Origin of the sequence: Paenibacillus sp. FSL H7-0323 (assembly GCF_038002725.1) — a bacterium.
In the GTDB taxonomy this organism is placed as follows: Bacteria; Bacillota; Bacilli; order Paenibacillales; family Paenibacillaceae; genus Paenibacillus_AQ; species Paenibacillus_AQ odorifer.
This window is the reverse complement of record NZ_JBBODB010000001.1, coordinates 1,752,528-1,777,642: the sequence shown is the minus strand read 5'-3', so window position 1 is coordinate 1,777,642 and position 25,115 is coordinate 1,752,528. Positions and strand designations below refer to the sequence as shown.

23 protein-coding genes are annotated in these 25,115 nt (G+C 44.1%); 20 read left to right on the top strand and 3 right to left on the bottom strand.

Annotation, left to right across the window (positions count from 1 at the left end; genetic code table 11):
- The first annotated feature begins 126 nt into the window (after window positions 1-126).
- The 6 genes from MHH89_RS08155 (at window position 127) to MHH89_RS08130 (ending at window position 6,631) form a co-directional block, all read left to right on the top strand.
- Window positions 127-1,281 carry an MFS transporter gene (locus MHH89_RS08155; protein ID WP_341088799.1) on the top strand — a complete coding sequence of 385 codons (1,155 nt, stop codon included), beginning with the start codon at window positions 127-129 and terminating at the stop codon, window positions 1,279-1,281.
- Window positions 1,282-1,371: 90 nt separating this feature from the next.
- Window positions 1,372-2,097, top strand: coding sequence for a phosphonate ABC transporter ATP-binding protein (locus MHH89_RS08150; protein ID WP_036687647.1), 726 nt, complete (start codon window positions 1,372-1,374; stop codon window positions 2,095-2,097).
- 34 nt (window positions 2,098-2,131) lie between these two features.
- Entirely contained in the window at window positions 2,132-3,412 is a 1,281-nt protein-coding gene (locus MHH89_RS08145) for a hypothetical protein (RefSeq protein ID WP_254847685.1), read from the top strand.
- Window positions 3,405-4,103 carry a response regulator transcription factor gene (locus MHH89_RS08140; protein WP_036687642.1) on the top strand — a complete coding sequence of 233 codons (699 nt, stop codon included), beginning with the start codon at window positions 3,405-3,407 and terminating at the stop codon, window positions 4,101-4,103. Before MHH89_RS08145 ends, MHH89_RS08140 begins: the two co-directional genes overlap by 8 nt.
- Window positions 4,100-5,566: a HAMP domain-containing sensor histidine kinase gene (locus tag MHH89_RS08135; RefSeq protein ID WP_175618929.1), complete on the top strand. Its 1,467-nt coding sequence runs from the start codon at window positions 4,100-4,102 to the stop codon at window positions 5,564-5,566. Before MHH89_RS08140 ends, MHH89_RS08135 begins: the two co-directional genes overlap by 4 nt.
- A 6-nt stretch (window positions 5,567-5,572) precedes the next feature.
- Complete coding sequence (locus tag MHH89_RS08130; protein ID WP_081391829.1) at window positions 5,573-6,631, top strand: GNAT family N-acetyltransferase; 1,059 nt, start codon at window positions 5,573-5,575, stop codon at window positions 6,629-6,631.
- A gap of 100 nt (window positions 6,632-6,731) precedes the next feature.
- Here MHH89_RS08130 and MHH89_RS08125 read toward each other — a convergent pair whose 3' ends face one another.
- Entirely contained in the window at window positions 6,732-7,955 is a 1,224-nt protein-coding gene (locus tag MHH89_RS08125; RefSeq protein ID WP_076130041.1) for a glucose-1-phosphate adenylyltransferase, read from the bottom strand.
- Window positions 7,956-8,171: 216 nt separating this feature from the next.
- On the opposite strand from MHH89_RS08125, the gene glgB reads away from it, so the two are divergent.
- From glgB to MHH89_RS08100, 6 genes are all read left to right on the top strand, one after another.
- A complete protein-coding gene (glgB, locus tag MHH89_RS08120) occupies window positions 8,172-10,109 on the top strand; it encodes a 1,4-alpha-glucan branching protein GlgB (protein ID WP_339187259.1) in 1,938 nt (645 codons plus the stop codon).
- A gap of 47 nt (window positions 10,110-10,156) precedes the next feature.
- On the top strand, window positions 10,157-11,581 hold the full coding sequence (glgA, locus tag MHH89_RS08115) for a glycogen synthase GlgA (protein ID WP_076130043.1): 1,425 nt from the start codon (window positions 10,157-10,159) through the stop codon (window positions 11,579-11,581).
- Window positions 11,582-11,907: 326 nt separating this feature from the next.
- Window positions 11,908-12,726: a transporter substrate-binding domain-containing protein gene (locus MHH89_RS31300; protein WP_036687634.1), complete on the top strand. Its 819-nt coding sequence runs from the start codon at window positions 11,908-11,910 to the stop codon at window positions 12,724-12,726.
- Window positions 12,727-12,831: 105 nt separating this feature from the next.
- On the top strand, window positions 12,832-13,497 hold the full coding sequence (locus MHH89_RS31295; protein WP_232061382.1) for an amino acid ABC transporter permease: 666 nt from the start codon (window positions 12,832-12,834) through the stop codon (window positions 13,495-13,497).
- Window positions 13,484-14,206: an amino acid ABC transporter ATP-binding protein gene (locus MHH89_RS08105; RefSeq protein ID WP_076130044.1), complete on the top strand. Its 723-nt coding sequence runs from the start codon at window positions 13,484-13,486 to the stop codon at window positions 14,204-14,206. Before MHH89_RS31295 ends, MHH89_RS08105 begins: the two co-directional genes overlap by 14 nt.
- Window positions 14,207-14,368: 162 nt before the next feature.
- Entirely contained in the window at window positions 14,369-15,898 is a 1,530-nt protein-coding gene (locus tag MHH89_RS08100) for a Ppx/GppA phosphatase family protein (protein ID WP_076130045.1), read from the top strand.
- Here the strand turns inward: MHH89_RS08100 and ppk1 are convergent.
- Complete coding sequence (ppk1, locus tag MHH89_RS08095) at window positions 15,846-17,960, bottom strand: polyphosphate kinase 1 (protein WP_076130046.1); 2,115 nt, start codon at window positions 17,958-17,960, stop codon at window positions 15,846-15,848. The genes MHH89_RS08100 and ppk1 overlap by 53 nt on opposite strands.
- 400 nt (window positions 17,961-18,360) lie before the next feature.
- Between ppk1 and MHH89_RS08090 the strand changes: the two genes are divergently transcribed.
- The gene (locus tag MHH89_RS08090) at window positions 18,361-19,017 is read left to right on the top strand and encodes a 3D domain-containing protein (protein ID WP_076130047.1); all 657 of its coding nucleotides are present in this window, start codon (window positions 18,361-18,363) and stop codon (window positions 19,015-19,017) included.
- A 100-nt stretch (window positions 19,018-19,117) separates the two neighbouring features.
- On the opposite strand, the gene MHH89_RS08085 is transcribed toward MHH89_RS08090, so the two are convergent.
- On the bottom strand, window positions 19,118-19,999 hold the full coding sequence (locus MHH89_RS08085; RefSeq protein WP_076184412.1) for a polysaccharide deacetylase family protein: 882 nt from the start codon (window positions 19,997-19,999) through the stop codon (window positions 19,118-19,120).
- Between the two features lie 187 nt (window positions 20,000-20,186).
- Here MHH89_RS08085 and MHH89_RS08080 point away from each other — a divergent pair, with 187 nt between their 5' ends.
- The 7 genes from MHH89_RS08080 (at window position 20,187) to MHH89_RS08050 (ending at window position 25,089) form a co-directional block, all read left to right on the top strand.
- The gene (locus MHH89_RS08080) at window positions 20,187-21,221 is read left to right on the top strand and encodes an NADH:flavin oxidoreductase/NADH oxidase (protein WP_341086796.1); all 1,035 of its coding nucleotides are present in this window, start codon (window positions 20,187-20,189) and stop codon (window positions 21,219-21,221) included.
- An 87-nt stretch (window positions 21,222-21,308) separates the two neighbouring features.
- A complete protein-coding gene (locus tag MHH89_RS08075) occupies window positions 21,309-22,013 on the top strand; it encodes a dihydroorotate dehydrogenase electron transfer subunit (protein WP_312148802.1) in 705 nt (234 codons plus the stop codon).
- Window positions 22,006-22,938: a dihydroorotate dehydrogenase gene (locus MHH89_RS08070; RefSeq protein ID WP_341086795.1), complete on the top strand. Its 933-nt coding sequence runs from the start codon at window positions 22,006-22,008 to the stop codon at window positions 22,936-22,938. The genes MHH89_RS08075 and MHH89_RS08070 overlap by 8 nt, the downstream gene beginning before the upstream one ends.
- Window positions 22,939-22,962: 24 nt before the next feature.
- On the top strand, window positions 22,963-23,301 hold the full coding sequence (lpdD, locus tag MHH89_RS08065; RefSeq protein WP_076218215.1) for a prenylated flavin chaperone LpdD: 339 nt from the start codon (window positions 22,963-22,965) through the stop codon (window positions 23,299-23,301).
- 70 nt (window positions 23,302-23,371) lie between these two features.
- On the top strand, window positions 23,372-24,040 hold the full coding sequence (locus MHH89_RS08060) for a PspA/IM30 family protein (protein ID WP_341086794.1): 669 nt from the start codon (window positions 23,372-23,374) through the stop codon (window positions 24,038-24,040).
- A gap of 123 nt (window positions 24,041-24,163) precedes the next feature.
- On the top strand, window positions 24,164-24,568 hold the full coding sequence (locus tag MHH89_RS08055) for a DUF350 domain-containing protein (protein ID WP_036687618.1): 405 nt from the start codon (window positions 24,164-24,166) through the stop codon (window positions 24,566-24,568).
- Window positions 24,569-24,582: 14 nt separating this feature from the next.
- Entirely contained in the window at window positions 24,583-25,089 is a 507-nt protein-coding gene (locus MHH89_RS08050; RefSeq protein WP_076130052.1) for a DUF4178 domain-containing protein, read from the top strand.
- The last annotated feature ends 26 nt before the right edge of the window (window positions 25,090-25,115 follow it).

Genomic DNA, 25,115 nt, shown 5'->3' with positions numbered 1-25,115 from the left:
ATATTATCTCTTGTTTTGAAGAGGGTTGTCCACTATAATGTTCGGTGTTTGCCAATTGGCGTTAGATCACATCATTGTTTTTATTATAGGGGGATATCATCCGTGTCAGACCGGCTTAAAGTATCTATACGAAGTAATAGCAAAATGACTTTCATGATTCTTATTACCGCTACTATAGCCGCAGGGCTTAGCCAAGGGCTGTTGCTGCCTATTCTATCCATTCTTTTGGAGCAAAAAGGAGTCTCCTCGTCACTGAACGGATTGAATGCTGCTGCACTATACATAGGATCATTTGGGATGACCTTGATTGCTGAACGTGTTCTTGGAGCGGTTGGATTTAAAAAATTGATAGCTGGTGGGATTAGTTTAGTCTTAGTAAGCTTGCTCATGTTTCCCTTTTTTACAGGGATCAAGGTATGGTTTGTATTGCGTCTGCTTGTGGGTGTAGGCGATGCTGCGATTAATTACGGGGCCCAGCTTTGGGTTCTGCTTATGACACCTGCCGAGCATCGCGGGCGTAATCTTTCACTATATGGCATGTCCTATGGTCTGGGTTTTAGCTTGGGACCACTTGGGATTAGTCTGCTGCGTTATGGACAGGCCGTGCCTTTTATTGTTCTCGCATTTCTATTTTTGTTAGTCTTAATCCTTGTGACTACAATTCTGCCGGATTCCCGGCCAGATAAAGCGGAGAGTGGTGAAAGTCAGGTTCGCCGTTTCGGTCGTTGTTACAGCTTAGCCTGGTTCGCTTTAATTCCAGCCCTTTTATATGGCTTTATGGAAGCCAGCTTAAATAGCAGCTTTCCGGTATATGGTCTGCGTATCGGTTACAGCACAGATCAAATTGCAGCGTTATTGCCTTTTGCGGGGATTGGAGGACTGCTTCTGCAGTTTCCATTAGGTCTGTGGAGCGACCGGTTTGGCCGCAAGCGGGTACTGATTATTGCCGGGATCGGAGGCGGGATCGCCTTTATGATGTTGCCGCTGGCAGGTGATCATTTTACATTGACAATGGTGCTTCTGATGATCGCAGGAGGATTAGTGGGCTCCTTTTTCTCATTAGGGCTAAGTCTGGCCGCGGATATTTTGCCACGACATCTACTGCCTGCTGCTAATGTGGTTGCTTCTTTCCATTTTAGTATTGGCAGTATTATCGGCCCCGGCATTGGTGGTTTGATGCTGCAAGTGGGCTTAAGCGGCGGTATTTTTGCCCTGATGGGTGGTTTATATATCGTGTTCGGCTTGCTTGGGTTATTATTCTCGCCACAACCTAGAAATTGAGGTAAGATAAGAACGAGTGCTCGCATGGAAATTGAACTCACATTCAGAGTACACTATAGATTATAGATGAAGACAGGGAGAGGCTGAACTATGATCACAGTTGAACACTTAGCCAAGGCAGTTGGGGAAGACAAAAATCCGGTCCTGCAGGATATAGGATTTCAATTAGAGCCGGGTGAGCTCGTAGCCATACTTGGAGCGAGTGGGAGCGGTAAGACCACTTTATTACGCTGTTTAGCGCTGCGAGAGAAGTGGGACAGAGGGAATTTTAGAGTGGACGGTACGGATATTATGGCGAGTGCCTTTTCCGGAAAAAGAAAAATTCGACGGGAGTGGGCTTACCTGGAGCAGAATGCAGAGCTCAATCCTAACCGCACAGCGCTGAAAAACGTGCTGATCGGCCAGTCCGCACAGACGCCAATGTGGCGTATGGTTACAGGGATGGTTCGTTCAGATGATTATATGGGTGCGATGGATGAATTAGATGCCCTTGGACTTCTAGACAAAGCGAAGATGAAGACTAGCCAGCTAAGCGGTGGAGAACGTCAGCGTGTAGCGATTGCTAGAGCATTAACTCATGGTGCCAAAGTAATTCTAGCGGATGAACCGGTTACGGGTCTGGACCCCAAATCGGCAGAAAGTGTATTGGAAACTTTGCGCAGACTGTGTAAAGAGACGGGTCTTACCGTAGTGACGGTGCTGCCTATTGAACTGGCTGAACGTTTCGCTTCACGCATATGGGTACTAGAAGATGGACGAATTAAGCATGATATAAAGGGACGTAGATTAACGTCTCAGGAACGCGCAAATTTGTAAAGTTCGGACACGGATAAGGAAAAGAGTGATGAGGTTGAGTATAAAAAGTCTTAGGTGCCTGGCAGCTGCAACACTGTCGTTATCCGTACTTTCGGGTTGTACTTTCATCAGTGATCCCGTTTCGAAGATGAAAGCTCCGCAGCTGTCTGCTGACAAAGCAACACTTATGGCTGCTATAAATTCACATATTCCAGCGGGTACGGAGTTGATCCGCCCGGTTAATGATGAGAGCTCAATTTTCACAGAGGATCTCAATAACGATGGAATTATGGAGTCGTTGGTGTTCTATAGAACGCCAAGCGAAGCTGTAGAGATTCACGGGATGATCTTAGAGAAGCAAGGAGATGCCTGGGTCAAAAAGCTTGTTTTTGATGGGGATGGAACTATGCTGGAGTCCGTCGATCTGAAAGATATGACAGGTGACGGGAAGCTGAATATCATTACAGGTTATTCACGCGGGGAAGAAAAAGGCCTCGTCGTGTATAGCTATTCCAGCGGATCATTGGAAGAAGTGCTTTCACTTCCTTACACCAAATATATGCTTGATGATCTTAACAAGGATGGAATTGAAGACATCACCGTTGTTTATTTTAAAAGAAATGAATTTGCAACCATTTCGATCTATCAGTACAATGATGGCTTTAAGGTGCTCGATAAGATCGAGGATATCGATCCGTATTTTTCTAATTATTACAATATTGTCGCAGGAAAGATTGCTAAGGATAAAGAAGGAATCGTATTAGACGCTTCGGTGGATTTCCAATCCGCCTACAGCTTAATGGTTCTTATGGAGCATAACAAGCTGCGTGTGGTTTTGCCAGGTGATACGAGGACTTACAAAGATCGTCTGATTGCAAGCGAAGATATCGATCATGATGGCATTATTGAAGTTGGATTGCTTGAAGCGCCAAAAGGATGGGAGTATTTCGACCCCGCAGATATTCCTTATTTCACCTCCTATTATAAATGGGATGGAAAAGATGGCCTAACCTTTGCAGTCCAGCTATATCGTGATCCATCGGATCGCTTTACTATTAATTTTGATCCAGAGCTGCATGGAAAGGTAAGTATTGATACGAAATCTGTTCTGGATAAAAACCTTAAGTTCATCATGACTGATACCGGAGAGACTTTTGCTGAGGTTTCCTTCTTTTCTCCTTCGGAATGGGATAAGGCTAAGAATGAAGGCTGGGAGCTGCTTGGACGGGATTTAGATAAAGTCATCGGCTACCGTGGTGAGCTAGAACAAAGTACAACTAAAGAAGGAAGCAATAAGATTGCCTCCCCTATTGAAAGGAAGGGAATAGATGAGTAAAGTTCTGATATTGGAAGATGAAGAGTCCATTCGCAGTTTCATAGTCATTAATTTGAAGCGTAATGGTTTCGAAGTGCTGGAGGCTGCTGACGGGAATGAAGCATTGCATAAATTAACCACTATACCTGATATTGATATTGCGTTATTGGATGTTATGGTTCCCGGCATTGATGGATTTGAAGTTTGTAGACGGATTAGGGAGACTAATGAACGCTTGGGAATTATTTTTCTTACCGCCAAGGTTCAGGAGCAGGATAAAGTTTACGCTTTGTCCGTAGGTGCAGATGATCATGTTAGTAAGCCATTTAGCCCAACGGAGCTAATTGCGCGTATTCAATCTTTGCTGCGCCGTGTAAATGTGCATCGTGAACAGTCGGCCAAGGTTTCTTTTCATTCGGGGCCTTTCAGCTTGGATCTTATTACCAAACAATTCAAACGTGATAATGTAGCCATTGAACTGACGCCCACGGAGTTCTCTCTGATTCAATTCTTTCTTGAAAAAGAAAACACTCCACTTAGCCGCGATCTTCTGTTGGATCATGTGTGGGGCAAGGAGTATATGGGTGATCCCAAAATTGTAGATGTAAATATCCGGCGCTTACGCCAGAAGATTGAGAACAATCCTTCGGAGCCGGAATTTTTGCAGACTGTATGGGGGCACGGATATAGATGGAAAGGCCAAGGACAATGATTAAGAAGGGGATGCGCAGACAGATTGTTCTGCACTACATTCTTGTAGTTTTTTTGGCGCTTCTCCTCGTAGAAGTTATCTTCCTGCTGGCCATCAGAACATATTATTATGACAGTGTATACAGCAAGATTAAAAATCACATTTCTGTTTCAGAGTCGTTTTTTCAAAAGAACATGATACCCAGCGATAATAGCATCTATCTGCTACAAGAAGTACTGGAGAGGTTCTCATTGAGCAAGACGGAGCTGGAAATCTTATCGCTAAATGGGGATATCATCACTAGTTCCACTGGCTTTCAGCCGGATCGGACCATTACGACCAGTGATGTACCAGAAGCCGTTGGCGGCAGCGTTGGACGCTGGGTAGGGCGTCAGGCAGGCACGAATGAGAGCGTAATGGCGGTTTCCAAAATGCTGCAGATTCATGGACAGGATAAGTATGTCCTAAGGTATATTACTTCACTAGAAGAAATCAATAATGATTTGCTTAATCTAACTTTATTGTCCACTGCTATTGCTGCAGCTGTTATGGCTGTAGTTGTTGGGTTTAGCTTCGGACTGGCCAACTCGATTGTGAAGCCGCTGAATAATATAACGGCAGTTTCAGCTCAGATGGCGAAGGGGAGATTCAACGTACGGATTAAGGGAGACTATAAATTTGAGATTGGTGATTTGGCTTCAACGCTGAATTATATGGCTCAGGAAATTGTACGCAGTAATCAGATTAAGGATGATTTTATCTCATCCATTTCTCACGAGCTGCGGACACCTCTTACAAGTATCAAGGGCTGGAGTGAAACCTTGGTATCCGGCGGGTATGATCCGGAGGAGACAAAACTTGGAGTCAGCATCATTTCCAAAGAAAGTGAACGTCTGATTGGGCTGGTGGAAGAAATTCTCGACTTTTCTAAGCTGCAGCAGAACCAGATGAAGCTGTCGATTGGGGTTGTAGATGTAAAGGTACTGCTGCAAGAGACGATACTGAATGTTTGGGCTAAAGCGGAAAAGAAACGAATACATCTGTTGCTGGAATGTGAAGATGCGATCTTTGTTAAAGGGGATGCCAATCGGCTAAAACAGGTATTCTTAAACTTGGTAGACAATGCAGTGAAGTTCTCACATGAAGATTCCAGTATTGAACTGTCAGCAAAGAGACTGTCTGCTACAGAAACAGCGATTATGGTACGAGACAGCGGGATAGGGATTAGTGAAGCACATATATCCAGAGTGAAGGACCGTTTCTTTCAAGTGGATGCACTTAATGGAGGAACAGGCTTGGGGTTAGCGATTTCACAGCAACTTGTAGAACTTCATAATGGGACACTTGATATGGTAAGTGAGCTTGGAAAAGGAACGGAAGTTACCGTCATCTTGCCTCTTACAGAACCACAGCCGGAAGTTATCACAGAAGAGGTAACTCAAGTGACAGCTACCTTTCCTGAATTAGATGATTGGGAGGCCTAACGTGAGATGGGGGTAACGAAGAATTCGATCCGTATAGTTCGTGGAGAGCCAGATCGGGTTAGCGACATCTTGAGGCTACTGCAAGAAGCGGCGGGGTGGATGGAGCTTAATGGAATTAAGCAATGGACACCCGGACAATTTACCGAGACCGATATAGCAGGATATTTTGCTGACAGACATGTTTATTTAGCCCTTGACGATGGGGCTGTAGTTGGCATGTTCACGTTGCAATTCAGTGATCCACAGTACTGGGGCAGTAAAAATGATGAGTCCTACGCTTATTTGCACCGATTGGCTGTGAAAGACTCCCACCGCGGCCGAGGACTTGGACAGCAAATGCTTAAATATGCAGTAGTTCTAGCCAAAGATCTAGGCTGTAAGAGCCTTAGGTTTGACACTGTGGCACATAACATTAAGCTCAATCGTTATTATCAGAGCATGGGTTTTCACTACATGGGCACTAACGATATGGGAAATGGTCGTTTAGTGAACTTATATGAACATTTTGAGGAAGGTGCTGAGTCAGACCGTCTGATTCTCAGATTTATATCAGAATCTGATTTTGAACACTTAAAGCGCTGGAGTGTTTCTCCAGAGTATCTGAAGCAGTGGGCAGGACCTTCGCTAACTTATCCTTTAGAGGATGAGCAGCTTGTTAAATACTTAAAGGATGCTAATCATCCAGGCTTATCCGATCGTCTTATCTTCTGTGCAATTCAAGAAGCTACGCAGCAGGTAGTGGGCCATATTAGCTTTTCAGCCATTGACCGGGTTAATCGTTCTGCACGTATCGGCAGGGTAGTAGTAGATCCTGAGTTTCAAGGTAAAGGCATTGGTAAACGGATGATGCAAGAGATGCTTCGAATCGGATTTGAAGGTCTGGACCTGCATCGTCTGTCTCTGGGTGCTTTCGATTTCAATACGGCTGCCCTGAAAGCTTATGAAGCTGTTGGCTTTAAGCGGGATGGTGTTCAACGTGAGTCTGCTTTATTCGGTGAGCAATATGTAGATTGTGTGGAAATGAGCATATTAGACAGAGAATGGACGGCTAGCCGTAATTCATAAAATCACTAATTCTTTACAACCGAAGGGGCTGTTGCTCTGGTCATGATCGACCAGGACAACAGCCCCTTTTTATATAAAGTATTTTTCTATATAATGGTTGTTATGAAGGAAGAACTTCACGCAAACGTCCTGTCTTCTCATACACATCCTGAAACAGACGGGAAGGTTGGTTTCGGACCGCCGGCTTGGCAGCCACAGTCTCATGTGGTCCAACGACAACGATATTATTTATGCTTCCCTTGATGACTGCTCCATCCTTAATGATTGCCCCTTCACCAATAATGGCATTCTCAATCAGCACTCCACGGCCAATGCGAACTCCAGGCATAATAACACTTTGTTTGATCTGGCTCATCTTACCGATTTCTACCCCATTAAAGACTACAGAACGTTGTAGACTACCTTCTTGGGAGCAGGATTCATTCACGAGAGAGTCCGTTGCTGGGTTCTGTACACGTGGTTTATGAACTGCAAGCTTAGTCCGGCGAACCCGACTATACATAGGCCAATGAGTCTTGTCTAACTTCATGCCATTGTCTTTTTGCAGAAGGTCCATATGTGCTTCCCAGAGACTGCCGACTGTACCTACATCTCTCCAGTAACCCTTGAAACGGTAAGCGAATAAATCATCGTTCTGATCCAGCATGGTAGGAATTACGTCTTTACCAAAGTCATGACTGGAATTAGGATTAGCTGCATCCCGCAACAAGTGCTCCTTCAGATAAGCCCACTCGAACAGGTAGATACCCATTGAAGCAAGATTACTTTTTGGTACTTTAGGTTTTTCCGCGAATTCGGAAATTTTCAGATCATCGTTTACGTTCATTACTCCAAAACGACTAGCCTCATCCCAAGGAACCTCCATTACGGAGATGGTTGCTTTTGCTCCTTTTTCAATATGATAATTCAGCATCTTACGGTAATTCATATGGTAAATATGGTCACCGGATAGAATGAGCACATGTTCTGGGTTGCGGCTATCAATAAAGTCAATGTTTTTATAAATCGCATCAGCAGTCCCTGTATAACTGTCTCTGCCTTCAACACCTGAAGGAAGCAGTGTGACACCTTTATCCTTTTGACTAACTAAGCCCCAAGGCTCACCTTCACCGATATGATTATGCAAAGAGTCAGCTTCGTATTGTGTCAGAACACCTACTGTATCAATGTTCGAATTTACACAGTTACTTAGCGGGAAATCAATAATTTTATACTGTCCACCGAAAGGGACTGCAGGCTTAGCCATACTGGAAGTCAAGGGAGCCAATCTGCGGCCTTCCCCTCCTGCCAATAACATGGCGATACAATCTTTTTTGTTGTTCATTTGTTATCCCTCCCATTATTTTGTCAATGCTTGTAATATAAACTTACGACAAGCGCTTGAAACGACATAGGTGAAATATATTGCTTTGTAAACAGAAAAATTACAATTAATATTTCTTTATCAGAAAATCTTTTCTTTTAACATCAAAACATTTTCAAAATGGTAATATTCGGGTAAGGTAATAGGTACAAGCACATTGAAAAAGGTGGTGTAGAATTGGCTGAAAAAGCAAAAATCGAGACCCTTCCGTCAGCTGCTGATATCTATCTGTTCCATGAGGGCACCAATTATCGTAGCTATTCTATGCTGGGTGCACACACTGCCGCTGAAGAAGGCGTTACCGGTGTGCGCTTTACCGTGTGGGCTCCTCATGCGACATATGTAGGACTAGCTGGTGATCATAATGATTGGGACGGAACACAGGGCGTGGACTCGTTATATAAGATACCCGATTCAGGATTTTGGAGTCGTTTTTTTCCGGGAATACAGCCGGGAACTTTTTACAAATACAGGATTCTTGCCTCAGATGGATCAAGTTTCCTTAAAGCGGATCCTTTTGCTTTTAAAGCTGAGGTTCGACCGGCAACGGCTTCGGTAGTAGCAGAACTGGATGGCTACCGCTGGGGAGATGCAGCATGGCGTCGGAAAAGCAAAGCTCCATATCAACAACCAATGAACATTTATGAAATGCACTTCGGTACCTGGCGTCAAAAAGAGGATGGAGAGTTCTACACCTACCGGGAAATGAGCGAGCTGTTGATTCCTTATTTGGTGGAGATGAACTATACACACGTGGAATTTATGCCGCTGGCAGAACATCCATATGATCTATCCTGGGGTTATCAAGGGACGGGGTATTTTGCGGCAACCAGCCGTTATGGCGAACCCCATGAGTTAATGTATTTGATCGATCAGCTGCATCAGGCAGGTATCGGTGTGATTTTAGATTGGGTTCCAGCTCACTTTGCCAAAGACGCACACGGATTACGTATGTTTGATGGAGCGCCACTTTATGAATATGCCGATCCAATGTTAGCTGAAAAACCAGGCTGGGGGACACTTTCGTTTGATTTCAGTAAGCCGGAGATTTCTTCATTTCTTATTTCTAATGCGCTGTTTTGGTTCGAGTATTATCATATCGACGGAATGCGTGTAGATGCGGTTACCAGTATGCTTCGATTAGATTTCGAAAAGCGGGATCATCAATATCGGCGGAATGTTAATGGTGGATTGGAGAATCTGGAGGCCATCAAATTTATCCAGAATCTGAACAAGGCTATCTTTCATTATTTCCCAAAAGCATTGATGATGGCGGAGGAGTCCAGTGCTTGGCCGGGGGTTACTGCACCAGTGCATGAAGGGGGCCTTGGCTTCAATTACAAATGGAATATGGGTTGGATGAATGATACGCTAGGCTACATAGAACATGATTTTGGTGGGCGCCCTTATCATCATAATTTACTTACGTTCCCAATATGTTATGCTTATGCCGAAAATTACGCATTGCCGCTATCGCATGATGAGGTTGTTCACGGCAAGAAGTCTTTGTTAGACAAAATGCCGGGTGCTTATGAACAAAAGTTCGCAGGCCTCAGGCAGCTGCTGGGATATCAGATCTCTCATCCCGGTAAAAAGCTTCTGTTTATGGGTGGGGAATTCGGTCAGTTTATCGAGTGGAAGGATCAGGAGCAGCTGGACTGGCTGCTGTTGGATTATGAGAGCCATCGTCGTATGCTTGCCTACACGGCTGCACTTAATAAACTGTATCGCTCCGAAAAAGCGTTGTGGGAGCTGGATCATTCTCAAGAGGGTTATCAGTGGATTGATGCGGATGACAATGATCAAAGTGTGATTTCGTATATACGCCGAGGGAAGAAACCAGGAGATACGCTGCTTATAGTCATCAATTTTCAACCGGTAGAACGGCACAATTATCGTATAGGCGTGCCACGGGCCGGGACTTATGAAGAGCTCTTTAGCTCAGAAAATGTAGAGTATGGTGGCTCCGGATTGCACAATGTCCCTCAAAAGAGCGTTAAGCTGGAATGGCACAATCAGGTGAACAGCATAGAGCTGACTCTTCCGCCCCTTAGCTTCCTGGTGTTTAAAAAAACGTCACGAATGGGTAAGAATAAAGAGGCAAAAGAGTTATAGATCTAAGTACGAATAGAGAATCCGTACAGTTTAAGGGGGAAATAATCATGAAAGTTTTATTTGCCGCAGCTGAAGCCCATCCTTTTGTCAAAACGGGTGGTTTGGCCGATGTCATTGGAGCATTACCTAAAGCGCTGAAGGCTGCCGGGGTAGATGTACGAGTGATTTTGCCTAAATATCGTGGGATTCCTGACAAGTTCACCGCTCAAATGGAGCATTTAACGGAAGTGTATGTTCCAATTGGCTGGCGAAAACAATACTGTGGAATTGAACGCATTATCTATGAGGGTATCCCCGTTTATTTTATCGACAACGAGTATTATTTTGGCCGTGATGGAATTTATGGTTATATGGACGATGGTGAACGGTTTGCGTTCTATAATCGTGCAGTGCTGGAGTGTCTGCCAGCCATTGATTTCCAGCCTGATGTACTGCATTGCCATGATTGGCACGCGGCCGTAATTCCAATGCTGCTACAGGGGCATTATCGCCACAATCCATTTTACAGTGAAATGCGGAGTGTATTTACAATACATAACCTGTTGTATCAGGGAGTGTTTCCTTATGAGGTACTTGGAGAGCTGTTAGGTCTGGATAGCAGCTATTTTGGTAGTGTGGAGTACTATGGTAATGTGAATTTCTTAAAAGGCGGGATTGTATTCAGTGATCGGGTCACGACCGTCAGTCCGACTTATTCAGAAGAAATTCGCACACCTTATTATGGTTACGGTTTGGATGGTTTGTTGAACGCACGGTCAGATGTTTTAAGTGGGATTGTGAATGGCATTGATACTAAAAGTTATAATCCAGCGACAGATTCGAGCCTTGTTACCCGTTATCGTTCTAATTTGACCAAGAAGACGGAGAACAAAGTAGCCTTGCAGGAAGAGCTGGGATTACCTGTGGATGCTAATATCCCAATGGTAGCCATGGTCACGCGTCTCGTGGACTCCAAAGGTTTAGATCTGCTTACCCGAGTGCTGGATGAGCTGCTATATCACGAGGATATTCAATTTGTGCTGCTTGGAACAGGTGATGAATCTTACGAGCGTTGGTTCAAGGAAGCGGCATGGCGGTATCCGACCAAGCTGTCTTCACAGATCTTATTTAATGATGCACTCTCACGAAAAATATATGCTGCCAGCGATATCTTCCTTATGCCGTCTAAGTTTGAGCCCTGTGGCATCAGTCAGCTGCTCGCTTTACGGTATGGTAGCATACCCGTTGTCCGTGAGACAGGTGGCCTAAATGATACTGTGCACGCTTATAATGAAGAAACCGGTGAAGGCAATGGCTTTACGTTCAGCAATTATAATGCACACGATATGATGTTTACGCTACGCCGGGCGCTTTCTTTTTACAAGCAGCCTGAACATTGGAAAAAGATCACAAAAAATGCTTTCGCGGGAGATTATAGCTGGAATGTATCCGCTCAGCAGTACATGGATATCTACGATGATATAACCAGATAAAGTTTAACGAATTCTGTAATGGGTTAATAAGGGATTGCACCTGGGAGTATGGTAAATACTCTGGGAGCAGTCCTTTTTTTATGAAATTAGGAATAAACAGTCGAATGATTTAGCCAGTATAGGGGATAGTAAAAATGTATAAATTTAGCTTCAACGTGAATAAAAGTGATTTTTTAGCTGCGTATTATAGAATTCCCCTCATAGAAATCCATTAAAAGGAAGTTATTGTCACAATTATGCCTTTGCATATTCATGCGTTCTGATTTATAATAAGTCAGTCATTGGGTCAACTTAGATTTTTTCATATGAATAGGGGAGATATAGAAATGAACAAATGGGGTAAACTTAGTTTAGGAATGGTATTAGCGGTAGGTCTGCTTTCAGGCTGCGGTCAAAATAAAAATGATAATGATACCGCTGCTAGTGGTAATGCAAATTCCGGTGCAGTTACTAAAAAGCTGATTATGGGAACAAGTGCAGATTTTCCTCCGTACGAATTCCATAAAGTAGTGGACGGAAAAGATACCATCGTAGGTTTTGATATCGACATCGCTAAGGAAATTGCTGCCGACATGGGCGCTGAGCTTGAAGTTAAGGATCTGCCTTTTGATTCACTGCTTAACGAATTGTCCAGTGGACGCGTAGATATGGTGATTTCCGGTCTTAGCCCGACTGAAGAACGCAAAAAAGCGGTTGAACTTTCAGATATTTATTACAAAGCAGAACAAGCTATTGTAGTACGCGAAGCAGATAAAGATAAATACGCTACTATGGACGCGGTGAAGGGTACCAAAATTGGTGTACAGACAGGCTCTATTCAAGAAGAAATCGCCAAAGAGATTGAAGGCGCAAAGATCACCTCTCTTGGTAAAATCTCCGAGATCGTTCTGCAATTGCAATCTAACCGTATCGATACAGCAATTATTGAAGGACCTGTAGCCAAATCTTTTGTTAAGAATTTAGCGGGTCTTGTAATCACCGATGCTAAGCCTGAAGTAGAAGATGATGGATACGCAATTGGGATTAAAAAAGGCAATACAGAGCTTCTGGATAAAGTAAATGCTACACTTAAACGTCTAGAATCAGAAGGTAAGATTGATGAATATGTAGCGGCTGCCAGCGAGCTTGCTGAAAGCACGAAGTAAGGAATGTATATTGTTTTAGGTCTGCTGAAGTAAATTGTATGTGTATTACAGAAAATAGCGGAACTTTGCTATTTTCTATTTTTTTGGAGATAGGAGGATAAGATATTGGATATTACTTTATTTAGAATGGCTTATGATTATCGTGATCTTTTCTTGACTGGACTACAATATACCTTGCTACTTGCTGTTCTTGGTGTATTATTTGGCTTCATCCTTGGGATTATCGTCTCTCTACTACGCATGTCAAAATGGAGAGTGTTACGTTTCTTAGCCACAGCTTGGGTTGAATTTTTGCGGGGCACTCCAATGCTTGTGCAATTGTTTCTCATCCATTACGGGCTGGCGACATTTGGGATTGAGTTTACTCCGATTCAGTCCGGGGCGATTACACTCTCCATTAACAGTTCTGCTTATCTGGCAGAAATTTTTCGTGCCGGGATTCAGGGTGTCGATCGTGGACAAACGGAGGCCGCACGTTCACTTGGAATGAAACAAGGGATGACCATGCGTCATATTGTACTTCCTCAGGCACTTAAAAGTGTTCTTCCGGCAATCGGTAATGAGTTCATTACCATTATCAAGGAATCATCGATTATTTCATTTATCGGAGTAACGGATTTGATGTTTCAAGCTCGTACAGTTACAACGATTTCGTATGATGGCATGACACCACTCGTGATTGCTGCATTTATGTATTTTGTTCTAACATTTACGCTTTCCAAGATCCTAGGTAGACTCGAAAGGAGGCTGAATACCGATGATCGCCGTTAAGAACCTGCAGAAGCATTACGGAAAGCTGGAGATTCTCAAAGGAATCGATTTGGAGATTAAAAAGGGTGAGGTTGTCGTTGTAATCGGGCCCAGTGGTTCGGGAAAAAGTACCTTTCTGCGCTGCTTGAATTTATTGGAGCAGCCTACAGGTGGCGAGATCACTTTTGAAGGGGAATCGATCACCTCAAAGAAGCATGATATCAATGCAACGCGTGAGAAGATGGGAATGGTTTTTCAGCAGTTCAACCTTTTTCCGCACAAAACCGTTCTGCAAAACATTACGCTCGCACCGATTAAAGTAAGAAAACAGCAGCAGGCTGTGGCCGATAAATTCGCAATGGAGCTCCTCAAGACTGTAGGGCTTGAAGATAAAAAGGATGTTTATCCAGCTCAATTGTCCGGTGGACAAAAGCAGCGGATCGCGATTGCTCGTGCATTAGCCATGCAGCCCCATGTGATGCTTTTTGATGAGCCTACCTCAGCGCTTGATCCGGAAATGGTAGGAGAGGTACTTGAGGTTATGAAAAAGCTTGCCGAAGACGGAATGACAATGGTTATTGTTACACATGAGATGGGCTTTGCCCGTGAAGTGGGTGACCGCATTCTGTTTATGGATGGCGGGTTCATCGTTGAACAGGGTACTCCTGAACAAGTATTTGGTAATCCTACACATGCTCGGACTAAGGATTTTTTAAGTAAAGTATTATAAAGAATTCGTCAAAACGGCCCTGGACAAGTATCCAGTGGCCGTTTTGTTATAGGGTCCTGAGGGTAATGTGGGAATATATCGCTGGGGGCTGAGTTCATTTATTTATGTAAACCATGTATAATAGATGGTCAGTCAATCAACAGGAAAAGGAGTACATACATAATGAGAGATGATCTACGCCGGATAGGCATTATTGATATTGGTTCGAACTCCATTCGTCTTGTAATTTATGATACAACGCGCGAAGGAGGCTATAAGATCATCAAGGAGTGTAAGTACTCCGCTCGCCTTAGTGAGAAGATTACGAAGGAGAATAGACTGGAACAAAAGGACATGGAAACGATTGTTCCGGTCTTGCGGCAGTTTAAGGAAATCTGCAACGCTTTTGCAGTGGAAACCATTCGGGCGGGTGCAACGGCAGCCATTCGTAATGCGGCTAACTCAAGTGAAATAATAAGCTTTTTGTCACAATCCTCTTCCATTCCGATTGAGGTGATCAGTGGCCACCAGGAGGCATATTATGGCTTCTTGGGTGTTATTAATGCCTTTAATGTAGAGGATGGTTATGTCATTGATATTGGTGGCGGGAGTACTGAAATCACTCTTTTTTGTGAGCGGCGTTATCAACACAGCATTTCTTTCCCGTTCGGGGCAGTAAATACCAACCTAATGTTTGGCCAAGGTGGGAATTGGAGCGATGAGCAGATTCACAAGCTGCAGACTTTTGTTCTCGGCAGACTGGTTGAGCATGATTGGCTAAATGCCAAAGCTGGGCTTCCTTTATTCGGTTTAGGAGGGACGGTTCGTTCCTTAGGGAAGCTGGATCAGAAGACACGAGCATACTCATTGCCTAACTCCCATGGCTATACGATGACCAGTGAGACGATCGAGCACTTTATGAACACCCTACCTTCAATGCCTTACGAAAAACGTAAGGATTTAGATGGATTATCTAAGAGTCGGGCGGATATCATTGTATCCGGGTTGATTATTTTCCATACGGTGTATCAGTATATTGGGGCGAGTGAGGCGGTAATCAGCGGGGAAGGGCTCAGAGAAGGCTTGCTGCATGATCTGCTGGAGCCGGAGCAGCCAGTGCGTGATAGTGCATTGGAATATAGCTTAAACACGATCATTCGCTTTGATATTCATACTTCTAAACGGTATTTAGATCATATCAACAAGCTGGCACTCAGCCTGTTTGACGCATTTAAAGATGAATCGAATAGAGCAGAGCACGAGATGTTAATTTACGTGTCCATCATGCTGCATCGTACGGGAACGAATATTAACTATTACCAATCCAAAAGACATACTTTGTATTGGTTGATGAATTCACCGATTCGTGGACTTACCCACCGTCAGCTTATTCTTTGCGCTATGATTGCCTCATACAGCACAAAAAGCCGGAAGCAGAAATTGTCCCAACAACATAAGGACATTTTGCTGCCATCCGACGAAGAGTGGATTCATAAGCTCGGGTCGCTTGTCCAGCTTAGCATTGCGTTGGACAGCACGGAGATTGGAATTGTAAGCGGCCTGAAGGCCAATCTGCACGGCAATACGCTTCATCTGGACTTAGAGGGCGCATCGTCACTGCTAATTGGCCTAGAGGACATTGAGAACGCGATAAAAGCATTTAAGAATGCTTGGGCGGTGAAGGTAAAACTCGGCTTCCCTTCCAACGTGTAACATCCATCGCAGCAAACTGGCTCCGGAAAGGGGCCTTTTTGTCGTCTGGTTGTTCGTAATATCCATTAGCCTGCAAGAAGCTGGCTTTAACATTATCTTTTAGAGACAACTCTAGAATTTTGACGATCTGTTTACGGATGCCGCTGTCTCTGACAGGACACATCAGCTCAATCCGGCGGGTTAGGTTTCTAGTCATCCAGTCAGCACTGGATAAATACACCTCAGGTTTGCCGCCATTTTCGAAATAATAGATCCGGGAGTGCTCCAGAAAACGGTCTACAATACTGCGTACGGTAATGTTTTCGCTTAAGCCCTCTATTCCCGGACGTAGGCAGCAAACCCCTCGCACGATTAAGTCAATGGAGACACCGGCTTGGGCTGCGCTATATAAATCGTCTATCACTTGCTGATTAGAGAGCGAGTTCATCTTGGCGATTATGCGAGCGGGTCTGCCTGCCCGTGCATGTTCAGCTTCACGCATCATTAGCTTTTGCAAGGATAAGCTCATATTCGTCGGTGCAACAATGAAGGAATGCCAGTCAAAATTAGCCGAATATCCAGTCATTTGATTAAACAGCTCAGAAGCGTCCAGTCCGATATCGCTTTGGGCGGTGAATAGACTGAGATCCGTGTAGGCCTTGGCTGTACTGTCATTATAGTTTCCTGTGCCTACATGCACGTAACGGCGCAGTTCAGGGCCTTCCTGGCGGACAATCAAGGTCACTTTGGCATGCGTTTTGAGTCCGATCAGACCATAAACGACATGACAGCCTGATTTTTCAAGCTGGCGTGCCCAAGCGATGTTCCGTTCCTCATCAAATCGAGCTTTTAACTCTACAACCACTGTAACTTGCTTACCAGACTCCGCAGCATTGGCTAGTGCAGTAATAAGTGGAGAATTTCCACTGACACGGTATAAGGTCATTTTAATCGCCATCACTTGCTCATCCTCTGAAGCTTGAATGATAAAGTCTGTCATTGCATCAAAAGACTCGTAAGGGTGGTAGACTAATACATCCCGTTCACGCAGCACCTCGAAGAAATCCTCATTTTCTTGAAATTCAGCAGGATAAACCGGCTCAATAGGTGGATAGTTCATGTAACCAAAACCTTTTAAGCTTCCGGCAAAATTACGAAGAAAGCCTAGATCGAGCGGACCTTCAATTTCAAATACGAAGTCCTCCAGCTCAAATTCCGCTTGCAGCTGCTCAAGAGCATAGGGATGGATACCTTTTTGTACTTCCAGACGGGCTGGCACCCCGCGACGACGCTTGCGCAGCTCTTTTTCGATCTCTTCCAGCAGATCCTCTGCACCTTCCTCATCGATCGTAAGATCTGAGTTACGAGTCAAACGAAACTCACTAACCGCAACAGGTTCGTAACCGCTGAATAAGGTTTGAATGTGATGGCGGATCACATCTTCAATAAATACAAATTGTCTTTTCTTACTATTAGAGCGGTGGGGAAGAGGGATACATCTTGGCAGATTCGAAGGAATTTGCAGGATAGCAAAATAAGGCTCCTCTTCAAGACCATTCTTACGAGTAAGAACAACAGCTAGGTAGATAAACTGGCTGTGCACGAGTGGAAACGGCCGGCTCTGATCAACAGCCATTGGCGTAAGTACAGGATAGATGATATCCCGGTAATACTGTTCTATGGACTGCTCTTGGGCATGGGTAAGATCCTCATAATCCACAAATACGATGCCTTCTTTATGCAAACTCCGCGAAATATCACGGAACGTCCGGTATTGATCGGCAATGATTTTGGTTACGCGTTTGATGAGGCGTTTATACAGCCCGGAAGGGGTGTAGCCTGTGAAATCTTTTTTAGTATAGCCCGCCCGGATCTGATCCTGAATTCCTGCCACACGAACGCTTATGAATTCATCCAGATTGCTCGAGACGATCGCCAGAAATCTGGCACGTTCCATTAAAGGGTTATCAGGGTCCTGCGCCTCCTTGAGTACGCGGCGGTTAAATTCGATCCAGCTCAAATCCCTATTGAGGTAAGCAGTGGCTGGACTGCTCTGATTGTTTTTAATCTCTTCTGTATTCATGGGACCTCCAAATATGCTTCGATGTCTATATCTCAAATCTATTTATCATATTCTATCATTTTACTATTGGATGAGGCACGAAATGTTAAATCTATGTAAAATCTCAAAGAATATTATTTAATTATCTTATATAATAGGATGTGATTGTCGCTATTTAGTTAACATAATCAAAATTACGTTAACTTCTTAATGGACAAAAGACAATAATTAAACATGTTATTTCAGAATGGTAACAATTACATACGCATAGGTTACAAAATTGTGATATATTAAGTCCTGTCAGTTTTACAAATGACAACAATACATCAGGACATCACACAAGATGTACATAAGTACAGGAAATGTACACGAGCGTATACGGAAGTCATACCGCTTACGCCCATCTAAAGAGGAGGCATTTATGAAGAACAAGTTCAGAACCATTAAAACCCTTGCTGCAGTTATGGGAATTAGTGCATTGCTGCACACCGCTCCTGCTTTTGCAGACAGCGTTCATATTGCAAAGGAAGGCAATACTTTCTATACTCTATCTCAGCAATACAATGTCGGTGTTAATGATTTAATGAAAGCTAATCCAAACGTTGCTGCTCTTAATATTTACGATGGACTTAAAATAACGATCCCAAGTAAAATGCAAGCAGAGTCTGTGGCTACGACAGAAACTCCAGTGCTTACACCAAGCCTGAATGTTACTCCAGAATCAAAAACAGTTGAAGCATGGGGCAAGTCCTTTAACTACGAGAAATCGATACAAGTTAAGGCTTCTGCTTATTCCTCAGCGGCTAGTGAGAATGGAGGCTGGGGTGCCGTTGATTATTTCGGGAACCCACTCAAGCTAGGAACCATCGCAGTTGATCCAAGTGTAATTCCTCTCGGAACAAAAGTATTGGTTACCGGACATTCACACGCAGGATTGCCTAAAGAAGCTTTTCTGGCTACTGCAACCGATATGGGAAGTGCCATTAAAGGTAACCGGATCGATATCTTTATCCCAGGCAGCCAAAGCTTTGTAGCCGATTTTGGTTATCAATATGTACAATTATACATTGTTAAATAGCTAGATAAAAATATAGAGATTTATTATAGAGATATGAAATGGGTTAAAAAGGTTAAACAAGAAACGGAGGGAGTCCTTAGCGGCTGCCTCCGGTTCTTGTTTATTTATTTTTAGAGACCTGCAGCAATTGAGGAACGGTAACAAAAGAATAGCCACGTTTACGCATAATCGTGATTACCTCAGGTAAAGCCTGAATCGTTCCGCGAAGATCACTACCCGGCCCACCTCCACCATGCTGAAGGATAATTGCTCCTTTTCCAGCATTAGCTAAGATGTTATTTCTAACTTGAGTTTTGGAAAGTCCCTTCCAGTCCAACGAATCCACATTCCAATTTACAAGCTTATAACCATGATTTTTTGCCCATCTCAACTGTTGCTCAGAGATATCTCCATAGGGTGGACGAATCAAGCGTGGTTTATATCCAGCTAAGGTTTGAATAATGTTCTCGGTCTCAATGATCTGTGATCTGAAATCATGCATCTTTAGCTTTACAAACTGAGGATGATCATAAGAGTGATTTCCAATAGCATGTCCTTCTCTAATCATCCTCTTCACTAGAGCGGGATGTTTCTCAGCTCGGCTTCCCACCACGAAGAAGGTTGCTTTGACATGATATTTCTTAAGAACATCTAGCAATTGGGGTGTAAACCTTGGGTCAGGCACATCATCAAAAGTTAAGGCGATGACTTTATTCCGAGGACCGCTGGTCTTAAAGGTCTCGGGATATTTGTGTAATAGCTGACTCAGAGACAAGCCCTTAGTGTTCTTATTGTTGCTGCTCGTTGAATTATTTGTAGTAGAAGTTCCCGCAGATATCGCCTTGTCTTCGTCAGTGGTTTGCGTGCTTTTAATTTGATCCTGTGAGGATTTCTGACTCTGAGCTGGGGCTGAAGCAACCTCTGCTGAAGAGGTTGGAAATAGCAGGACAATGATTGATCCTAATACTACTAGCAGTTTCTGGACTCTCCGTTGATCATACATCCCCATATGCCTCCTTTACTACCTGATCATCACCATATTCTTCATTGTTATCTCCATTGAAGGATGAATTTATGCCGTTTCTTCAAGGGCTCTGGTAAAGATTTCTTGCACACCCTAATGCGTGTATACTAAATAGAACGGGATATTCCCGGGCCAATTATAGACAGGTGGAAGGATGGGGACAAGGATGTCAGAATTGTTTGCACCTTATGAATTGAAGGGTTTAACGCTGAAAAATCGTATTGTTATGCCGCCTATGTGCCAGTATTCGGTGGATAAAGAGGATGGCATTCCCAATGATTGGCATTTTGTTCATTATGTAAGCCGTGCTATTGGAGGTACTGGTCTAATTATTGTTGAGATGACTGGAGTCCATCCGGACGGTAGAATAACGAACCGGGATACAGGGATTTGGAGTGATACACATATAGAGGCTTATCGTAAGCTCACAGATAGTGTACATGCCTATGGGGCAAAAATAGCCATTCAACTAGGTCATGCTGGACGTAAAGCAGTCGATGCTGAACCGCCGGTTGCCCCTTCTGCAATTCCATTTGATGCTCGTTCTAAGCAGCCACAGGCGCTTTCTAAGGGAGGCATCCTTGAGATGATAGAAGCCTTTCGTGCTGCCGCTCGTAGAGCTGTGGAGGCAGGATTTGATACTGTGGAGATTCATGGTGCGCATGGCTACTTAATTCACCAGTTTCATTCACCTCTGACCAACATCAGATTGGATGAATATGGACAAGATCCAGCACTTTTTGGAGTACAAGTAGTTACAGCAATCCGAGAAGTAGTGCCAGTAGATATGCCCTTGATCATGAGGGTTTCCGCGAAAGAATATGTTGATGGTGGATATGATGCTGACTATGCCCTGGCGTTTTGCCGCCGATATAAGGATGCTGGAGTGGATATGTTCCATGTGTCTTCAGGTGGTGAAGGTCCCATTGGCTCTAATGGTGGACCTAATGCGGGCCCAGCCTACCAAGCAGATCTGGCAGAATATATTCGCAGTGGATTACAAGTGCCAGTAATTGCGGTAGGACGGCTTGAAGCCTATTCTGAGGCACAGTCCATCATTGCAGAAAAAAGGGCGGAGCTTGTAGCTATTGGCCGTGGGATGTTAAGTGATCCTTATTGGGCTTTACATGCTGAAGAAGCGCTTGGTGGCGTACATGATGTACCTAAACCTTATGAACGTGGGATTTGGAAAAGAGGCTAGACCATTTTCGGTGTGAAGTTTGTCACAGATTTTATGCTCCTTCTAAGGCAATCTTAATAAAGATAAAATTTGAAGGAGCTTGATAACGTGGGGACGGTTCTAAGTAACGAACGGCTGACAGATGGTGTGTATCACCTTAAGGTAGAGACGAATAGTGGCGGAGCAATGGGTCAATTCTACATGTTACGGGCATGGGGAGCTTACCCCATCCTATCCAGACCCTTAAGTATACATGAAGTACACGAGGATAGTGTTGAATTTCTGTATCACGTAGTTGGGGAAGGTACGGAGATATTCTCACGACTGGGTTCAGGTGATTCGGTAGCGCTTGAGGGCCCTTTTGGAAATGGATTTCCACAGGTCGAAGGGAAGGTTGCACTCATCGGCGGTGGGATCGGAATTGCACCGCTTTATTATTGTGCGAAGCAGCTTCCGGGGAGTGATATTTTTTTGGGCTTTAGCCGTGAAGCTTACCGGACAGAAGCGTTTCGCCCACTTGCAAGTGAACTTGTAGTCGATGTTGGCGGTTTAATTTTGGATAGTGTGGATTTCAGCCAATATGATCATGTCTTTGTCTGCGGCCCACACCCTATGCTTAAAGCTGCTCAACGTAAAGGCATTGCTGCTGAAGAAGCAGGCAGTAGAACGAAAGTATACCTTTCTCTAGAGAACCGAATGGCTTGTGGGATTGGAGCCTGTCTGGTCTGCAGTGTATCCTGCCGTGATGGTCAAAAGAAGGCCTGTGCAGACGGACCTGTGTTTCTTTCTGAGGAGGTGCTTTTCCATGACTAAGTTGAACACAACAATTGCTGGCGTTCATTTTAAAAATCCAATTATAATGGCCTCTGGAACGTTTGGTTTTGGCCGTGAATATGGCAAGCTGTATGATGTGTCTCTGCTGGGCGGAATCTCTGGCAAGGGGTTAACCCTCAATCCGAAAGCGGGGAATCCCGGCACTCGTGTATACGAGACAGCTTCTGGTATGCTGAATAGTGTGGGACTCGAGAATCCGGGTGTAGCTGTATTTTTAGATAAAGAATGCCCTTATTGGGAAACACTCGACACCGCTCGTTTGGTCAACCTGGGTGGAGGCACACTTGAAGATTATGTTCTTGGAGCTGAGATGATTCAGCGGGATGCAGATGCTCGTGCGAGTGCAGGTAAGACAGCAGTAGACATGATTGAATTGAATATTTCTTGTCCAAATGTTAAAGAGGGCGGCATTGCGTTTGGGATCCAAACTTCAGAAGCTCAAAAAGTAGTACAGGCTGTTAGACGCGCAACTAAACTGCCCCTCGCTGTAAAGCTGTCGCCGGGAGCCGAAAATATCGTTGAAATGGCACAAATGTGTCAGGAGGAGGGTGCAGACGCTGTCTCGCTCATCAACACTATCTCAGGAATGAAGATTGATGTCCGCCGTAGAAGCAGTGTATTCAATAACTTATATGCTGGATTGTCTGGACCTGCGATTAAGCCTGTCGCTCTGCGTATGGTGCATCAAGTTGCACAAAACGTAACGATTCCCGTGATCGGAATGGGTGGCATCACTTCAGCAACGGATATCATCGAGTTTATTATGGCAGGTGCTGCAGTTATCCAAGTGGGAACTTATAATTTCATGAACTTGCGTGCAGGTAGTCAGCTAGTTGCAGAGCTTGAGCAATTTATGGTTGAAGAAAATATTCAATCACTAGAGGAAATACGGGGCATTATATAAAGTGAAGTAGTGAGGGGAATACTATTGACTACTAACCAGATTGATCCTGAGGATATTGAGCTGAAGGCGACGGCTGTCGGACGTGATCTCTTGCTCTTAATTAGTGGAGGGGTTCGGCATATTGGTGCGACGAGTACTGCTTATCTGGAGGGGGAGCAGGTTAAAGTACTGACTTCAGCGGTTCCTCATCATAAAGAGCACACGATAAGCGAGCCCATTGCGATCAGAGTAGCTGAAGCGCTGAACAAGACGGTCACAGTAGTGATGGGGATTCATTACGACAATCTCACGAAAGAAGGTATTATGGAAGTCGTGGAAATTGTGAATTTAAAAGTAAATCAATATTTAGCGCAACAAATATGAAACGGTAGTGGCAATTCTACGTAAAAGATAGCATGTGAGGAATTAAATTATCTTTTGGAGGAATGAAACCATGTCTATATTTAAAAGATTGCGCGATTTAACCATGTCTAATGTGAACGCGATTATTGACAAAGCAGAAGACCCGATTAAAATGACAGATCAATACATTCGTGATATGACCGAAGATTTAGAAGATGCAGAAAAAGCTGTAGCGGCGCAAATCGCCATTGAGAAGAAATTCAAACAGCTGTATGAAGAACAAGAAGCGCTTGTTAACAAACGTACCCAACAGGCTCATGCAGCAGCTCAAGCGGGTAATGTTGACCTTGCTCGCCGCGCTCTGGAAGAGAAAAATGCTGCTGAAGCTAAACTGGTAGAATACAAAGCCAGCTTTGATCAGAACAAAACCTCTGCGGATAACCTTCGTGGCAAGCTTGAAGAGATGCGCAAACAGCTTACCCAAATGAAGAACAAACGTGAGACATTGGTTGCACGTTATAATGCTGCCAAAGCTCAAACCGAGATCAACAAGGCAATGAGCGGATTTAGTTCCGATTCAGCGTCTGCAGGACTCAAACGTATGGAAGATAAAATGCTGCAAGCAGAAGCTCAGGCTGAAGCCAGCAATGAGATGAGTTCAGGCAATAAATCTCTGGATGATGAATTCGAGAAGCTGAACAAAGATCAAGCGGTTGAAGATGAACTGGCGGCTCTGATGAAACAATACGAGAAGCAATAACATTTGATCTTTAGCCGGTTCACGGCTGGTGTTCACAGGCGAAGGGGAGACAGAAATTCGTTTCTTCTTCGCTTTATCTATGCTTATGAAAGGCATGCAAAATGATTAAGCGGGGGCTATAGAATGGATCTCCATATTCTGGTGTCCATGGTCGTGTGGACGGTGAGCGGCGCTGTGTTGCTGTTTGTACTGATGTATATAGATTCACTTTTTACTCGTTATAACGATATAGAAGAGTTAAAGGCTGGAAATATGGCGGTGACTACACGGTTTGTAATGAAGCTTTTAGCTCAGGCCTTCATTTTATCTTCATCGATAGCGGCTTCTAATAGTTTGTTAGATGCGTTGCTGATTTCGTTGGTATCATTTTTGCTTTTGTTAATTTTAGAAAGAACGGTTCGACTTCTACTAGCAAATTGGGGGAAGCTGGATCTGGATCATGGTACACAGCTTGGTAAAATCGGATATGGCCTGCTATCAGGTTCACTGCAAATTACGGGTGCTTTAATTATTACTGCCTTTATGTAGGAGGAACGATCAAGTTGAGTATGTGGAAACGTATAGGTAACCTTTTCTCTAAGCCAGCGCCTCAGGAAGTTCAAAAAAGTATGCTTAATTTGTCTCCCGGAGACATTTGTGAAGTATCGCTTGTCACCTATGAAGTTACTGGCCGGACACATAATCGGGGCCGTAATGCTGTTGTTCTGACCCTTAGAGATGGAAGCCAGATAGCTTATCTTCATATAGAAGAGCGGGAACAGCTGCAATATGGATTGTACAGACCAATCGATGGGCGGTTAGATAATCCTGCTGAGGTTCCAGCAACGCTTGAGCTCGACGGCTATACATTTTTCCTGGAGGAAGAATATGAAGGTTTTGTTGCTGTTGCAGGTCAGACGCCATTTATGAACGGTGGAGAGCAGCATGTGTGGCAATATCAATCAGATGATTCACGTCTACTGCGTGTAGAGTGGCAACATGGACGGTTTATGCTTTATGAAGGGGAGAAAATAATCCCTGGGGATGTAAAGGTAATTAGAGCATCCTAGACTAGTAGAGAAGTAACGGATCACTA

Bases quoted from the DNA above. Each gene is read 5' to 3' on its own strand.
- MHH89_RS08125 (WP_076130041.1), bottom strand. From the start codon at position 7,955: ATGAACAACAAAAAAGATTGTATCGCCATGTTATTGGCAGGAGGGGAA.
- MHH89_RS08140 (WP_036687642.1), top strand. From the start codon at position 3,405: ATGAGTAAAGTTCTGATATTGGAAGATGAAGAGTCCATTCGCAGTTTC.
- MHH89_RS08085 (WP_076184412.1), bottom strand. From the start codon at position 19,999: ATGTATGATCAACGGAGAGTCCAGAAACTGCTAGTAGTATTAGGATCA.
- MHH89_RS08055 (WP_036687618.1), top strand. From the start codon at position 24,164: ATGGATCTCCATATTCTGGTGTCCATGGTCGTGTGGACGGTGAGCGGC.
- ppk1 (WP_076130046.1), bottom strand. From the start codon at position 17,960: ATGAATACAGAAGAGATTAAAAACAATCAGAGCAGTCCAGCCACTGCT.
- MHH89_RS08105 (WP_076130044.1), top strand. From the start codon at position 13,484: ATGATCGCCGTTAAGAACCTGCAGAAGCATTACGGAAAGCTGGAGATT.
- MHH89_RS08070 (WP_341086795.1), top strand. From the start codon at position 22,006: ATGACTAAGTTGAACACAACAATTGCTGGCGTTCATTTTAAAAATCCA.
- MHH89_RS08100 (WP_076130045.1), top strand. From the start codon at position 14,369: ATGAGAGATGATCTACGCCGGATAGGCATTATTGATATTGGTTCGAAC.
- glgA (WP_076130043.1), top strand. From the start codon at position 10,157: ATGAAAGTTTTATTTGCCGCAGCTGAAGCCCATCCTTTTGTCAAAACG.
- MHH89_RS31300 (WP_036687634.1), top strand. From the start codon at position 11,908: ATGAACAAATGGGGTAAACTTAGTTTAGGAATGGTATTAGCGGTAGGT.
- MHH89_RS08130 (WP_081391829.1), top strand. From the start codon at position 5,573: ATGGGGGTAACGAAGAATTCGATCCGTATAGTTCGTGGAGAGCCAGAT.
- MHH89_RS08090 (WP_076130047.1), top strand. From the start codon at position 18,361: ATGAAGAACAAGTTCAGAACCATTAAAACCCTTGCTGCAGTTATGGGA.
- MHH89_RS08150 (WP_036687647.1), top strand. From the start codon at position 1,372: ATGATCACAGTTGAACACTTAGCCAAGGCAGTTGGGGAAGACAAAAAT.
- MHH89_RS08135 (WP_175618929.1), top strand. From the start codon at position 4,100: ATGATTAAGAAGGGGATGCGCAGACAGATTGTTCTGCACTACATTCTT.
- MHH89_RS08080 (WP_341086796.1), top strand. From the start codon at position 20,187: ATGTCAGAATTGTTTGCACCTTATGAATTGAAGGGTTTAACGCTGAAA.
- MHH89_RS08060 (WP_341086794.1), top strand. From the start codon at position 23,372: ATGTCTATATTTAAAAGATTGCGCGATTTAACCATGTCTAATGTGAAC.